Source organism: Polaribacter cellanae (assembly GCF_017569185.1).
GTDB classification, from domain to species: Bacteria; Bacteroidota; Bacteroidia; order Flavobacteriales; family Flavobacteriaceae; genus Polaribacter; species Polaribacter cellanae.
Window position 1 is genome coordinate 1,625,933 of record NZ_CP071869.1, and the last position, 14,341, is coordinate 1,640,273.

The 14,341-nt window shown below is 31.2% G+C and carries 13 protein-coding genes; 7 read left to right on the forward strand and 6 right to left on the reverse strand.

The annotated features are described in order from the left end of the window. Nucleotides 1–42: 42 nt before the first annotated feature. Genes J3359_RS07345 through J3359_RS07360 form a run of 4 tightly spaced genes read left to right on the forward strand, consistent with a single transcriptional unit; the run spans nucleotide 43 to nucleotide 5,764 of the window. On the forward strand, nucleotides 43–1,062 hold the full coding sequence (locus J3359_RS07345; protein ID WP_208080054.1) for an XdhC family protein: 1,020 nt from the start codon (nucleotides 43–45) through the stop codon (nucleotides 1,060–1,062). Between the two features lies 1 nt (nucleotide 1,063). Then, entirely contained in the window at nucleotides 1,064–1,663 is a 600-nt protein-coding gene (locus tag J3359_RS07350; protein ID WP_208080055.1) for a nucleotidyltransferase family protein, read from the forward strand. A gap of 12 nt (nucleotides 1,664–1,675) precedes the next feature. Further along, the gene (locus tag J3359_RS07355; protein WP_208080056.1) at nucleotides 1,676–5,371 is read left to right on the forward strand and encodes a metallophosphoesterase; all 3,696 of its coding nucleotides are present in this window, start codon (nucleotides 1,676–1,678) and stop codon (nucleotides 5,369–5,371) included. A 6-nt stretch (nucleotides 5,372–5,377) separates the two neighbouring features. Beyond that, complete coding sequence (locus J3359_RS07360) at nucleotides 5,378–5,764, forward strand: DUF423 domain-containing protein (protein ID WP_208080057.1); 387 nt, start codon at nucleotides 5,378–5,380, stop codon at nucleotides 5,762–5,764. Here J3359_RS07360 and J3359_RS07365 read toward each other — a convergent pair. The 6 genes from J3359_RS07365 to J3359_RS07390 all read right to left on the reverse strand — a co-directional run bounded on the left by J3359_RS07365 (nucleotide 5,761) and on the right by J3359_RS07390 (nucleotide 10,132). After that, on the reverse strand, nucleotides 5,761–6,636 hold the full coding sequence (locus tag J3359_RS07365; RefSeq protein ID WP_243766002.1) for a hypothetical protein: 876 nt from the start codon (nucleotides 6,634–6,636) through the stop codon (nucleotides 5,761–5,763). The two genes, J3359_RS07360 and J3359_RS07365, sit on opposite strands and share 4 nt — an antisense overlap. Nucleotides 6,637–6,656: 20 nt before the next feature. Continuing rightward, nucleotides 6,657–7,514, reverse strand: coding sequence for a TPM domain-containing protein (locus J3359_RS07370; protein ID WP_208080058.1), 858 nt, complete (start codon nucleotides 7,512–7,514; stop codon nucleotides 6,657–6,659). After that, a complete protein-coding gene (locus J3359_RS07375; protein WP_208080059.1) occupies nucleotides 7,511–7,948 on the reverse strand; it encodes a TPM domain-containing protein in 438 nt (145 codons plus the stop codon). The genes J3359_RS07370 and J3359_RS07375 overlap by 4 nt, the downstream gene beginning before the upstream one ends. Before the next feature lie 5 nt (nucleotides 7,949–7,953). Beyond that, nucleotides 7,954–8,559: a LemA family protein gene (locus tag J3359_RS07380; RefSeq protein WP_208080060.1), complete on the reverse strand. Its 606-nt coding sequence runs from the start codon at nucleotides 8,557–8,559 to the stop codon at nucleotides 7,954–7,956. Between the two features lie 111 nt (nucleotides 8,560–8,670). Further along, nucleotides 8,671–9,000, reverse strand: coding sequence for a MerR family transcriptional regulator (locus J3359_RS07385; protein WP_208080061.1), 330 nt, complete (start codon nucleotides 8,998–9,000; stop codon nucleotides 8,671–8,673). A 163-nt stretch (nucleotides 9,001–9,163) separates the two neighbouring features. Next, nucleotides 9,164–10,132, reverse strand: a complete 969-nt coding sequence (locus J3359_RS07390) for a M23 family metallopeptidase (RefSeq protein WP_208080062.1) — start codon at nucleotides 10,130–10,132, stop codon at nucleotides 9,164–9,166. Nucleotides 10,133–10,292: 160 nt separating this feature from the next. Here J3359_RS07390 and alaS point away from each other — a divergent pair, with 160 nt between their 5' ends. From alaS to J3359_RS18530, 3 genes are all read left to right on the forward strand, one after another. Beyond that, a complete protein-coding gene (gene alaS / locus J3359_RS07395) occupies nucleotides 10,293–12,911 on the forward strand; it encodes an alanine--tRNA ligase (RefSeq protein WP_208080063.1) in 2,619 nt (872 codons plus the stop codon). A gap of 4 nt (nucleotides 12,912–12,915) precedes the next feature. Then, nucleotides 12,916–13,869 (forward strand): GSCFA domain-containing protein, encoded by a 954-nt coding sequence (locus tag J3359_RS07400; protein WP_208080064.1) that lies wholly within the window; start codon nucleotides 12,916–12,918, stop codon nucleotides 13,867–13,869. A gap of 368 nt (nucleotides 13,870–14,237) precedes the next feature. Further along, nucleotides 14,238–14,318, forward strand: a complete 81-nt coding sequence (locus J3359_RS18530) for a hypothetical protein (RefSeq protein ID WP_367890396.1) — start codon at nucleotides 14,238–14,240, stop codon at nucleotides 14,316–14,318. The last annotated feature ends 23 nt before the right edge of the window (nucleotides 14,319–14,341 follow it).

Sequence of the window (14,341 nt, forward strand, 5' to 3'; positions counted from 1 at the left end):
ACTTTAAATTTTTATCTTAGTATAAATAAAATTGTACTTTTAATGATTCACGAACTCAAAGAAATTATAGAACAAGCCATTATTAATCAACAAAAAGGATTAAAAAATGTCTTGGCAACTGTTGTGGATTTAGACGGTTCTTCTTACAGAAAACCAGGCGTTCGAATGTTAATTTCAGAAGACTTAAATTCAGTAGGAGCAATTTCTGGTGGCTGTGTAGAAAAAGAAATTGTACAAAGAGTAAAAACAGTTTTTAGAGACAACAAACCAAAAATAATTACGTATGATGGTAGATATAGATTAGGTTGTGAAGGAACTTTATATATTTTATTAGAACCTTTTTTTATCTCAAATGACTTTTTATTCACTTTTTCTGGAGCTTCGAAAAATAGAGAATCTTTAAAAATGACTTCATTGTATGCTAAAGAAGATGAAGTTTTTGGAAATTTTGGTTCAGCAATTACTTTTAAAAATAACAAACAATTTTTATTTTCTGAATCCTTTCATCTTCAACATAAAAATTCAGCACTTGTTTTTACTCAGATTTTAGAACCCGCATTCAAATTAATTATAATTGGCGGTGAACACGATGCTGTAAAATTATGTAAAATCGCTTCTCATTTGGGTTGGGAAATAACCGTAATTACATCTATAAAAGTTAGCAAACAACTCATTTATTTCCCAGGAGCAACTGCTGTTATTGGCGAAAGTCCAGAAACGATACAATTTAAAAACATTAATACAAATACTGCCATTGTAATTATGAACCATAGTTACGTGCAAGATTTAAAATATTTGGTAAAACTTACGGAATTCAACCCAAAATACATTGGCATTTTAGGCGCACCAAACAGAAGAGAACGTTTGTTTAACGAGCTTTTTGACTTTGCTCCAAAAACTTCCGAAGAATTTTTAGATATTATTTATACTCCTGCAGGTTTGCATGTTGGCGCGCAAACCCCAGAGGAAATCGCAGTTTCTATTATTGCCGAAATATTATCTGTCATCCGAAAAAAAGAACCATTTTCTTTGCGAAATCTATCAGGAAAAATTCATCAATAAAATGGTTAAAATTGCAGTTTTAATACTGGCAGGTGGTTTTTCTTCTCGAATGAAAACGCCAAAACAATTGCTTAAAATTGGCGATAACTATTTGCTTGAACTCGTTTTAGAAAAAGCCTTTTCAATTCAAAAACAGCATATTTTTTGTGTTTTGGGTAATAATTCTGAAGAAATTCAAGAAAAAATAAAATTCGAAAACTGCACTATTATTGTAAATAAAAATCCGGAAAAAGGACTGAGTTCCAGCATCGTTTCTGGAGTGAAATATCTGCAAAAAAACGGATTAAGTTTCGATGGGATTTGTGTCCTTTTAGCGGATCAACCAGCGATAGAAAAATCTTACTTAAAAGCTATGTACCAATTATTTGAGAGAGAGAAGACTAAAATAATCGCTTCAAATTATGGAAACAAATTTGGTGTTCCTGCAATAATTCCAAAAAAATATTTTTCAACATTATTATGGATAGAGGGAGATAAAGGTGCAAAAGAGTTCATAAATGCCAAAAAAAATGATGTTCTTTGCCCCAAATTGAGCACAAATTTTATCGATATTGATACCAAAGAAGATTTCGAGTCTTATAAAAAATTAATATCGAAGTAATTTTTAACATTTATGAAACTATACAAATATGCTTTTTCTATAATTATAATTCTGCTTATTTCTGCTTGTGCTACCATAAAAATGCAAGTTTCACCAAATTATAAATATGTTCCAAGAGAAGATTCTTCGAAAGTAATTCACTCTTTTTATTTAATTGGAGATGCTGGTAATTCCGATTTATACAAAAGAGATTCTGCCCTTTCTTATCTAGCACAAGAAATACAATCCGCTAAAAAGAATTCTACCCTTATTTTTTTAGGAGATAATGTGTATGAAAAAGGAATTCCTGATGAAAATTCAAAAAATTACAAACTTGCCAAACATCGTTTAAAAGTTCAAACAGATATTGGCAAAAATTTTCCAGGAAAAACATTAATTATTCCTGGAAACCACGATTGGTATAGTGGTTTAAAAGGATTAAAAAGACAGGAAAAATTAGTTGAAGAAGCTTTAGGAAAAAATACTTTTCAGCCAGAAAATGGTTGTCCTTTAGAGAAAATAGAGGTAAATGACGATATTAATATTATTGTTGTAGACACACATTGGTATGTTACAAACTGGGACAATCATCCAGGAATAAATGACAAATGTGAAATTAAAACAAGAGAAAAATTCTTCGAGGAATTTGAGGGAATGATTAAAAAATCTCAAGGTAAAACAACTCTTATTGCCTTACATCACCCCATGTTTACGAATGGTCCTCATGGTGGTTATTATTCTTTTAAAAGCCACATGAAACCATTACCTATCTATGGTTCTGCTTTAAATATTTTAAGAAAAGCATCTGGAGTAACCAATACAGATCAACAAAACGATAAATACAATCATCTAAGAAAACGTATTATTAGCTTGGCACAACAAAACGAAAAAATAATTTTCGTTTCTGGTCACGAACACAGCATTCAATATATTGTGCAGGATAATATTCCACAAATTGTAAGTGGTTCTGGGTCTAAATTAACGGCTACAAAAAATGTAAATGGTGGTGTTTTTTCTTACGGAACACAGGGTTTTGCAAGGTTAGATGTATATGAAGATGGAGCTTCTACAGTGCATTTTTATACCGCAAAAGAACGTAAAATAGTTTTTGAAGCCAACGTTTTTAAAAAAGATAGTATTATAGAATACACCGATTTTCCAAATGCAAAACTCACAGAAAAAGAAGCAGAAATTTATAAAGATTCCGAAACTAAAAGAAGTAAATTTTATAAATTTCTCTGGGGAAAAAGATATCGTAAATATTTTGGACAAAAAATAGTCGCTCCAACTGTAAATATAGACACTTTATATGGTGGCTTAAAACCTGTTAGAAAAGGTGGAGGACATCAATCTAAATCATTACGTCTAGAAGATAAAGATGGTAGAGAATATGTAATGCGAGCTTTGCGCAAAAATGCAGTACAATATTTGCAAGCGGTTGCTTTTAAAGACCAATATGTAGAAGGTCAGTTCGACAAAACTTATACAGAGGACTTGTTGTTAGATGTTTTTACAGGCTCACACCCTTATGCGCCTTTTACGATTGATAAATTAGCGGAAGCCATTGACGTTTATCATACGAAACCAATTTTATTTTATGTTCCAAAACAAAAAGGTTTAAAAGAATTTAATGCAGAATTTGGTGATGAATTATATATGATTGAAGCAAGAACTGCAGATGGTCATGGAGATAAAAAACACTTTGGTTTTTCTGATGAAATTATAAGTACAGACGATTTAAGAAAGAATTTAGCCAAAGACGAAAAGTATGTTTTAGATGAAGCTTCCTACATTAGAGCTCGTTTATTTGATATGTTAATTGGAGATTGGGACAGGCACCAAGACCAGTGGAGATGGGCAAAATTCGAAGAAGGAAAAAAGATAGTTTACAGACCCGTTCCAAGAGATAGGGATCAAGCTTTTTCTATTTTTAGCGATGGTTTTCTAATGAACCTTTTAACAGGTTCTATTCCTGCTTTAAAAGGAATGCGTTCTTATACAGAAGACATTAAAAATCCACAGCATTTTAGCATGTCTGCATATCCATTAGACATGAGATTGATTAGAGAAGCTGATAAAAAGATTTGGGACAAACAAGTTGCTATTATTCAGAATCAAATAACAGATGAAGTGATAGAAAGTGCTTTTTCTAAATTCCCAAAAGAAGTTAGAGATGAAAGCATTGACGATATCAAACGAAAATTGAAAGGAAGGAGAAAAAATCTTCAAAAAATTTCTGATAAATATTTTAAACACTTAAATAAATTTCAGGTAATTACAGGAACCAACAAAGACGATTGGTTCGAAATTGAGCGCTTTCCAAATGGCGATACAAAAGTTGCTGTTTATAGAATTAAAGATGGAGAAAAAGCAGATATTGTGCACCAAAGAACGTACAAACAAAAGGTTACCAAAGAAATTTGGATATATGGTTTGGATGATGATGATGTTTTTGTTCTCAATGGAAAAAATGGAAACAAAACCATAAAGCTGAAAATTATTGGTGGTTTAAACAACGATACTTACGAAATTAACAATAAAAAAAACGTAAAAGTGTACGACCAAAAATCGAAAAAAAATACGTTTAAAACAGCAAATATTCATAAAAAAATTACAGACGATTATAAAACAAATACCTACAATTACAAAAAATTAAAAAGTAAGAGCAATTTAATTTCTCCAGCAATTGGTTATAACCCAGATGATGGAATTAAAGTTGGTTTAAAAAACATGCTTTTAGTAAATAGTTTCGAAAGGAATCCATTTACAAGAAAACACATTATTGAAGGTTATTATTATTTCGCAACAAATGGTTACGAATTAAAATACAATGGAGAATATGCGAATATTTTAGATCGTTTGAACTTGGGCTTTAATGCGGAATTTAACAGTCCTAATTATGCACAAAATTTCTTTGGATATGGAAATAATTCTTACAATCCAGAAGCCGACGATTTAGAAAACAGAGATTTTAATCGAGTTAAAATTAGAAAAATTCAAGCAGGATCTTTTTTAAAATATCGAGGAGATTTAGGTGCTGAAATTAAGTTAGCTGCAAATTTTCAAAATTTTGACGTAGCAAGAACTACTGGTCGTTTTTTGGAAACACAGTACAAAGCTTCTAACAGAATTTTTAAGGCACAGAATTTTTTGAATACAGAAGCAAGTTATTATTACCAACATTCCGACAATCCTGCTTTTCCAACATTAGGTGTAGAATTTAATGCATTGGTTGGGCATACAAGAAGTTTAAATAGCAAACGTAATTTTTCTTATGCTACAACATCTTTAGGAGTTACGCACAAATTAATTCCGAATGGAAAATTAGTATTGGCTTCTAAAATAGATGGACATTTTACTTTTGGAAATGATTTTGAATTTTACCAAGCAGCAACGATTGGTGGAAATGAAGGTTTACGTGGTTATAGAAACGAACGTTTTACTGGGAAGAACGCATTTTACCATACTACAGATATTCGTTATAATATTAGTAATTTAAGAACGGCAATTTTGCCAATTAATATTGGTATTTATGCTGGTTTCGATTATGGAAAAGTTTGGGGTTCTCCAAATAACGTCGTATTTGCTCCATTAAAGTCTTCAACTCCAAATACTTCCTATGGAGGTGGCTTTTTCTTAAATGCGGCAAATATACTAACCACAAGTGTTGGTGCATTTAATAGTAGTGATGGTTTAAGAATAACATTTAGTTTAGGTTTCGATTTTTAGAAAAATATGAGTCAGCAAGGATTACTTTTTGGAGCGTTCTTTGGATGCTTAGCAATTATTTTAGGTGCTTTTGGGGCACATTTGTTAAAGAAAAAATTAACAACAGAGCAGTTACAAAGTTTTGAAACTGGCGTGAAATACCAAATGTATCACGCAATTGTATTATTGATTTTGGGTTTTCAACTAAACTCCGAAATTCCATTTGACAGTTACATTATAAATGCTTTTATAATTGGTGTTTTCTTGTTTTCGTTTTCTATTTATGGCTTGGTAATTTCTTCTGCAAATAATAAGAAATTGAAATTTTTGGGTCCAATAACCCCTTTAGGAGGTTTGTTTTTAGTAGCTGGTTGGGTGTTGTTGTTTTATAAGTTTGTGGTACTTTTTAACTAAATTTTCAACTCATACAAATTTCCTCCAGTTCCATGTGCTTTTTCGTCTGTAATTAATAAAGTATTATTGTCTTTAAAAGTGATGCTTTCTTTTTGAGAACGATGTGTTAATTCAATTTTTTGAACCTTTCCCGAGAGGAAATTATCATCTTTAAAATCTGTAAAAATAAGTACGTGTTTTTGTGATAATAAAGCTACTTTTTTTCCATCGTTAGAAATATCTGCAGAAGTAATCCAGCATTCTAAATCGCTTCCATTGTCAAATTCGTCAACAATTTCGGCTGTATATTCTCCTTTTTTTGCAGGAATTTTATACATCGTCGTTTTTCCATATTGATGTTTTACTCTACTTTTTGTAAAAAGATATAACGAACCTTTAAAGTAAAAAAAAGATTCTGTGTCGAAAAAACGGTTTTTCTTTTTAGGTGGAAATTTATGTTGATTGGGGTATTCGAATTCAATTTTGTCTACCTCTGCATTTTTTTCGTCCAACTCCTTATGTTCGACAATAATTATGGATAAATTTTTTCTTCTATTTACATTGTTTCCAAAATCTCCAATATAAATAGTACCCTTTGCGTCGGAAGTTAAATCTTCCCAATCGTGGTTTTTCGCTTTGATGTAAATCTCTTTAATAATTTCTCCTTTTTCATTTAAACCAAACAATTCTGGTTTGTTTCCTCCATCATTAATCATCCAAATTAAATCAGATTTTGCTACAATTTCAGTTCCAGAAACTTCTTTTAAATCTTTAGGCAGGTCTGCCAATATTTTTAATTGCCCGAAATTCTGACAACTTAGCAACAATAAAAAACTAAAAACAAACGAAATTTTCTTCAACATAAATACAGCTATTTTTTTCTTAATAATCATTAAAAAGTGTACTATGAAAGTTACCAACCACCAGAAGCTCCACCTCCACCAAAGCCGCCACCTCCACCAAAGCCACCAAATCCTCCTCCAGATGAACCTCCAAAACCACCTCCAGAAGAACCTCCAAAACCGCCACCAAAACTTCCTCCACCTCTACCAGCGTTGCTTAAAATAATCGTGTCGAAAATTGTGTCTGCTAACGATCCTCTTCGAAATCGTTTGCCTCCACTTCCATTGTTTTTGTTTCCTCTAGAAATTAAAATAATAAAGATGATAATTATTAAGATAAAAAATATAATTCCAGGATCAAAACCATTTGAACCTTGCTTTTTTTCTCCTTTATATTCTCCACTAAGAACCTTAAAAATGGCATCTGTTCCTTTATCTAAACCTCCGTAAAAATTACCTTGTTTAAAAGCAGGAGTAATTTCTCTTTCAATAATTCTGCGAGACATAAAATCGGTAAGAAGATGCTCTGTTCCATAACCAGATTGTATAGTTACTTTTCTATCGTCTTTTGCTACTAAAACAAAAACTCCATTGTCTTTTCCTTTTTTTCCAATTTCCCATTTATGCCCCCAATTTGTGGCTAAATAAGCGATATCTTCTCCTTTTGTAGTACTTATTATCGCTACAAAAACTTCTGTGGAAGTAGAATCGCTATAAACTTCTAATTTTTTAGATAATTTTTTAAACTGAAAATCATCTAAAAGACCAATACTATCTATAAGTGCAGGAATAAAACTTGGTTTTTCTGGAATTGTATATCCTTGAGAAAAAAGATTGAATGAAAATAAAAGAGCGACTAGAAAAAGGAACTTTTTACCACAAACTAATGACTGAAAACTGCCTACTGAATACTGCTTACTCAAACTCATCCTTTAGAAATTTCATTAGAAAGTTCGTCTTTATCGTCTATATGCCAAGGAAAATGGTCTTGTAATTCTTCACCGGCTTTTAAAATCCCATCAACAATACCTTGTTTGAAATTTCCTTTTTTAAAGTTGTTTTGAATTACATCTTTGGTGGTATTCCAAAAGTCTTTGGGAACCACTTCATTAATTCCTTTATCACCATAAATAACAAACTTTTTATCATTTACAGCCACATAAATTAAGACCGCATTTGCGTCTTTTGTATTGTTCATTTTTAACAGATGAAATACTTCTAACGCACGCTTATAATGGTCTTTATTGGAAGAATCTTCTATATGTACACGTATTTCGCCAGAAGTATTTTTCTCTGCTATTCTAATCGCAGAAATAATTTCTTTTTCTTCTGCTGGACTAAGAAATTCTTCTACTTTAGACATACTATTTATTTCTTTTTAAAATCAAAATTTACATCTGGTGCATTTTCTGAACCAGCATCTGCCTTGTAACGAGCCATTTCATCAAAATTAAAAATACCTGCTAAAACTGAGTTAGGAAATATTTTTATATGCTTATTGTACTTATTTACACCTGCATTAAAACGGTCTCTTGCAACATTAATTCTGTTTTCTGTTCCTTCTAATTGGCTCTGTAATTCTAAAAAATTGGCATTCGCCTTTAAATCAGGATAACGCTCCACTACTAACAATAATTTAGATAAAGCACCACTTAAACCAGATTGTGCTTGTTGAAATTGCGCCATTTTTTCTGGTGATAAATCTCCAGCATTTATTGTAGTCGATGTTGCTTTAGCTCTTGCTTCTATAACTTGCGTTAAGGTTTCTTTTTCGAAATCTGCAGCTCCTTGTACTGTTTTTACTAAGTTTCCAATTAAATCGTTTCTACGTTGGTAAGAACTTTCTACGTTAGACCAAGTTGTTTTTGCGTCTTCTTGCAAAACTACTGCTTCGTTATTAAAACCTTTTGCCCAGCTGTATACTCCAAATACAATTACAACAATTACTATTACTGGGATTAACCATTTTTTCATAATTTCTATTTTTAATTTATTAGTTGATTTTTTTTATTGCTTCAAAAATACCTAATATTCGTGAGAATTTAAAGGTTATATTAATTATTAGACACAGAAATATCTATTCTGTTACAACTGATTTTTTATTTTATTCAATTCTGCTTTTACAGATTCTAATCTTGTAATTATTTCGTGCTTATTAAAGGTAGATTCTGGGTTTTTCTTCAGCTTTTGTTTTGCGCCTTCTAAGGTAAAGCCTCTTTCTTTTACTAAATTAAAAATTAGCTTAAAGTTTGCAATATCATCTTGTGTAAAAAGACGGTTTCCTTTGGCGTTTTTCTTGGGTTTTATAATCGCAAACTCCTTTTCCCAAAAGCGAATTAAAGACGCATTTACGTTAAAAGCTTTCGCAACTTCGCCAATTTTGTAGTATCTTTTTTCTGGTAAATCTACGTGCATACTGTGGGTTCAAGGTTTGTTTTGAATTCAAGATTCAAAGTAAATAATTAAGTTTTAAAAAAAGATGTTATTGCGAAAAAGTTATTCAATTATTTTTCACTCCCAACTTCGTGCTTCCAACTCCAAACTTCCAACTTCAAACTTCGTGCTTCCAACTTCAAACTTAATCATAAGACTGCCCTTCTATATCTGCTGCTTTTTGCATCGCTTTGAATTCTTCTGGAGATAAATCGCCATAATAAAAATAAATAGGATTTACTGGTCGATCGTTTTTATGTACTTCGTAATGTAAATGTGCTGCTGCAGATAAGCCTGTATTTCCAACATACCCAATTAAATCGCCACGTTTTACTTTTTTTCCTTTTCTAGTTTTTATCTTGCTCATGTGTGCATAAATCGTTTTGTAACCATAACCATGGTCGATATAAACCACATTACCAAAAGAACTACTTCTTTGCGCACGAATTACTGTTCCATTACCTGTCGCATAAATTGGAGTACCAACTGGCGCTGTAAAATCCATTCCTTTATGCATTTTACGATATTTTAAAATAGGATGTATTCGCATTCCATAACCAGAAGCCATTCTTTTTAAATCTTCGTTTTTTACAGGTTGAATTGCTGGAATCGAAGCCAACATTTCTTCCTTTTCTTTGGCCAATGCAACAATTTCATCTAAAGATTTCGATTGAACCACCATTTGTTTCGACAAAACATCTACATCTTTCGTAATTTTTGTAATCATTTTAGAATTATCGTAACCATCTAAATGCTTATACCTATTTACACCACCAAAACCAGCTTTCCTTTGTTCTTCAGGAATTGGATTTGCTTCGAAATACGTTCTATAGATATTATCGTCTCGTTCTTGAATCTGTGCTAAAATTTCTGCATTTTCTTCAATTCTTTTTGATAAAAGCTCGTAATTCAGTTTTAAGTGCTCGTTTTCTCGTTTTAGTGCTCTTTCGTTTGGAGACATTATAAACTGACTAAAGAGAATAAAACCAATAAAAGCAATTAAAAAAACAGCAAAAATACCAAATACAGTTTTTTTTAGATAAGCACTTTTCTTTACAGCAATTTTTCTGTAAGAAAGCGTATCTGCATCGTAATAATATTTTACTTTTGCCATATTGTTAAATGTACTATTTTTGTGCTCTTAAATTCGTTTTTTATTGGAATCTTGTTTTTAATAACTCACAAATTTACAAAATGTTTTACAACTGCTTTTTTGAAGTAGTTTTTTAGAAATTAATTAACAAAAATCCAATAAAAACAGAAACTTCTATTCTATGAAATCTCAAGATGTTCGTACTACTTTTTTAAACTTTTATAAAGAAAAACAGCATTTAATTGTACCTTCTGCTCCTATGGTTACCAAAGACGACCCCACTTTACTATTTGTAAACTCTGGTATGGCACCATTTAAAGAGTATTTCTTAGGAAATGGAACTCCAAAAAATAACCGAATTGCAGATTCGCAAAAATGTTTACGAGTTTCAGGAAAACACAACGATTTAGAAGAAGTGGGTTACGACACCTATCATCATACATTATTCGAAATGTTAGGAAATTGGTCTTTTGGAGATTATTTTAAAAAAGAAGCAATTGCTTGGGCTTGGGAACTATTAACCGAAGTTTATAAAATTGACAAAGACATTTTATATGTTACTGTTTTTGAAGGAACTGAAGATTCCGACAATTTAAAAATGGATACTGAAGCGTATGATTTATGGAAAGAATTTATTGCGGAAGACCGGATTTTAAAAGGAAATAAAAAGGATAATTTCTGGGAAATGGGCGAGCAAGGACCTTGTGGCCCTTGTTCTGAAATTCATGTAGATATTCGTTCTGTCGAAGAAAAAGCGAAAGTAGATGGACGCACTTTAATTAATGAAGACCATCCGCAAGTAGTAGAAATTTGGAATTTGGTTTTTATGCAATACAACCGAAAAGCAGATGGTTCGCTTGAAAATTTACCCAATAAACATATAGATACTGGAATGGGTTTCGAACGTTTGTGTATGGTTTTACAAAACGTACAATCGAATTACGATACAGATGTTTTTACACCAATTATTAGAGAAATTGAAACCATTACCAATACAAAATATGGAAATAACGAAAAACAAGACATTGCAACTCGTGTAATTTCCGATCACGTAAGAGCTGTTGCTTTTTCAATTGCAGATGGACAACTGCCAAGTAATACTGGTGCTGGTTATGTAATTCGTAGAATTTTACGAAGAGCCGTTCGTTATGGATTTACTTTTTTGGATAAAAAAGAACCTTTTCTTTATAGATTGGTAGATGTTTTAAGCAAAAAAATGGGCGAAGCTTTCCCAGAATTGAAAGCTCAAAAACAATTGATAGAAAGTGTAATTAAAGAGGAAGAAACTTCTTTTTTAAGAACTTTAGATCAAGGTTTGGTTTTGTTAGATGCAATTATCAAAAATGCTTCCTCAAAAGAAATTTCTGGAGAAAAAGTGTTCGAATTATATGATACTTTTGGTTTTCCTGTAGATTTAACTGCTTTAATTCTTTCTGAAAAAGGATTTACTTTAGATGAAAAAGGATTCCAAGAGGAACTTCAGAAACAAAAAAATAGATCGAGAGCCGCAAGCGAAATGTCTACCGACGATTGGACTATTTTAATAGAGGATACTCTAGAAGAATTTATTGGTTACGATACTTTGGAAGCAAATGTAAAACTAACGAGATACAGAAAAGTTACTTCTAAAAAAGATGGCGAAATGTATCAGTTGGTATTCAATTTAACACCTTTTTATCCTGAAGGTGGTGGACAAGTTGGCGATAAAGGATATTTAGAAGACATTCATGGAGATGTCGTTTATATTTTAGATACCAAAAAAGAAAACAACGTAATTATTCATTTTACGAAAAACCTTCCAAAGCACTTAAATGAGAGTTTTAAAGCGGTTGTAGATGAAAAACAACGTTACAGAACCGAGTGCAACCATACAGCAACACATCTTTTACACCAAGCTTTAAGAGAAATTTTAGGCACGCATGTAGCGCAAAAAGGATCTGCAGTACATTCTAAATATTTACGTTTCGATTTTTCTCATTTTTCTAAATTAACAGTTGATGAATTACGAGATATAGAAGATTTTGTAAACGCAAGAATTGCTGGTAAAATTCCTTTAGTTGAAAGAAGGAACATTCCAATACAACAAGCTTTAAACGAAGGTGCTTTGGCTTTGTTTGGCGAAAAATATGGCGACACTGTTAGAGCTATAAAATTTGGAAAATCTATGGAACTTTGTGGTGGAACGCATGTAAAAAATACAGCTGATATTTGGCATTTTAAAATAAAATCGGAAGGCGCAGTTGCTGCAGGAATTCGTAGAATAGAAGCGATTACAAACGAAGCTGTTAAAGACTTTTATTATGAAAATAATAGAACTTTATTTGAAATTAAAGACTTGTTAAATAACGCAAAAGAACCTGTAAAAGCAGTGCAGAAATTGCAAGAGGAAAATGCCAGTTTACAAAAGCAAATAGAGCAACTTTTAAAAGACAAAGCCAAAAATTTATCTGGAGAATTAAAAAGCCAGTTACAAGAAATTAATGGTGTTCAATTTTTAGCGACAAAAGTAGATTTAGACGCAAACGGAATTAAGAATTTAGCTTTCGATTTAGGAAAAGACCACAAAAATTTATTTTTATTATTCGCAACTGCTCCAAGTAAAGAAAAAGCAATGCTAACGTGTTATATTTCTAAAGAATTAGCCAACGAACGTGGTTACGATGCAGGGAAAGTAGTAAGAGAACTAGGAAAATTAATTCATGGTGGTGGTGGAGGACAAAATTTCTTCGCAACTGCTGGTGGAAAAAACCCTGGAGGAATACCTAAAGCTTTGGAAAAAGCTCAGGACTATATTGTTTAAAAAAATGAATCTGCTAACCCAAATTCCACTTAAGAAAAAGGCTAGAAACCAAATAGATTATAATTCTAAAATTCTCTTATTAGGTTCTTGTTTTTCAGAAAATATTGGTAATAAATTAGCATTCTATAAATTTCAGTCAGTTCAAAATCCTTTTGGAATATTGTTTCAACCAAAAGCTATTGAGAAAATTATTACAAATGCAATCAACGAAAAAAATTATTCGGAAGACGATTTAATTTACCAAAATGAACGTTGGCATTGTTTTGAGGCACATTCTAATTTAAGTGCTGCTGATAAAAATGAGTTACTACACAACTTAAATTCTGCAATTTCTTTAACTAAAAAACAACTTACAGAAACTTCTCATATAATTATTACTTTAGGAACTTCTTGGGTATACAGATTTATAGAAACAGATACAATTGTTGCAAATTGCCATAAAATTCCACAGAAAAAATTCTTAAAAGAACTACTGACTGTAAATGAAATTTCCGAAAGTTTAGAAGCAATTATCGAACTTATAAAAACTGTAAATAAAGAGGCTATAATTTTATTTACAGTGTCTCCTGTTAGACATTTAAAGGATGGTTTTGTGGAAAATATGCGAAGTAAATCGCATTTAATTTCGGGTATTCACCAACTTCTCGACTGCAGCCGAAGAAACATTTCTTACTTTCCTTCTTATGAAATTATGATGGACGAATTGCGAGACTATCGTTTTTATGCGGAAGACATGATTCATCCGAACAAAACAGCCATCAATTATATTTGGGAAAAATTTGTAGCTACTTGGTTTACTGAAGATTCTAAAACGACCATGCAAGAAGTTGAAATGATTCAAAAAGGAATTGCTCACAAACCTTTTCATGAGAATTCTGAAAAACATCAGAAATTTTTAAAAAATTTAGACCATAAAAAAGCTAAAATTACAACTGATTTTCCTTTTATTTCGTTCTAAAATAAGGGCATTTGTCATATTTTTTTTACTAATGTATTATTTCTGATTTTTACGGCTTGTAAAACAAGCTATATATTAAAATCTATCTTTTATTCGACATAATAAAATGCTTTTATTTGGCTGAGTTCCATTTATCTTTTATTTTTTTAATAACAAGTTACCAAACGTGGTGCTCCAATAACGCCAAATATTGCTTTAAAAACACTTAATTTATTACGAAATTCAAAAAAAAAATTAGAACAAAAAAGAAGAGTTAGAGGGAATAAAATTATCGAAAATAGAAACATAAATTATTATTAATAAGGGAGTTAAACTATAACGAAATTTCAAATAATTTAATTATTTCGACTTCTCCAGTTAAAAAACATATCGAAAACATTTACAAAAAACTACAACTACACAGTAAAATGGAAACTGTAATAAAAGCGCAAAAAAGAAATCTTATTTAAAAAATTAAATTTTGTACCTTTAA

What these genes read in the sequence shown, in the direction of transcription:
- J3359_RS07355 (WP_208080056.1), top strand. Translation starts at nt 1,676, where the DNA reads ATGAAACTATACAAATATGCTTTTTCTATAATTATAATTCTGCTTATT.
- J3359_RS07370 (WP_208080058.1), bottom strand. Translation starts at nt 7,514, where the DNA reads ATGAGTTTGAGTAAGCAGTATTCAGTAGGCAGTTTTCAGTCATTAGTT.
- J3359_RS07400 (WP_208080064.1), top strand. Translation starts at nt 12,916, where the DNA reads ATGAATCTGCTAACCCAAATTCCACTTAAGAAAAAGGCTAGAAACCAA.
- alaS (WP_208080063.1), top strand. Translation starts at nt 10,293, where the DNA reads ATGAAATCTCAAGATGTTCGTACTACTTTTTTAAACTTTTATAAAGAA.
- J3359_RS07365 (WP_243766002.1), bottom strand. Translation starts at nt 6,636, where the DNA reads ATGATTATTAAGAAAAAAATAGCTGTATTTATGTTGAAGAAAATTTCG.
- J3359_RS07375 (WP_208080059.1), bottom strand. Translation starts at nt 7,948, where the DNA reads ATGTCTAAAGTAGAAGAATTTCTTAGTCCAGCAGAAGAAAAAGAAATT.
- J3359_RS07385 (WP_208080061.1), bottom strand. Translation starts at nt 9,000, where the DNA reads ATGCACGTAGATTTACCAGAAAAAAGATACTACAAAATTGGCGAAGTT.
- J3359_RS07380 (WP_208080060.1), bottom strand. Translation starts at nt 8,559, where the DNA reads ATGAAAAAATGGTTAATCCCAGTAATAGTAATTGTTGTAATTGTATTT.
- J3359_RS07390 (WP_208080062.1), bottom strand. Translation starts at nt 10,132, where the DNA reads ATGGCAAAAGTAAAATATTATTACGATGCAGATACGCTTTCTTACAGA.
- J3359_RS07360 (WP_208080057.1), top strand. Translation starts at nt 5,378, where the DNA reads ATGAGTCAGCAAGGATTACTTTTTGGAGCGTTCTTTGGATGCTTAGCA.
- J3359_RS07345 (WP_208080054.1), top strand. Translation starts at nt 43, where the DNA reads ATGATTCACGAACTCAAAGAAATTATAGAACAAGCCATTATTAATCAA.
- J3359_RS07350 (WP_208080055.1), top strand. Translation starts at nt 1,064, where the DNA reads ATGGTTAAAATTGCAGTTTTAATACTGGCAGGTGGTTTTTCTTCTCGA.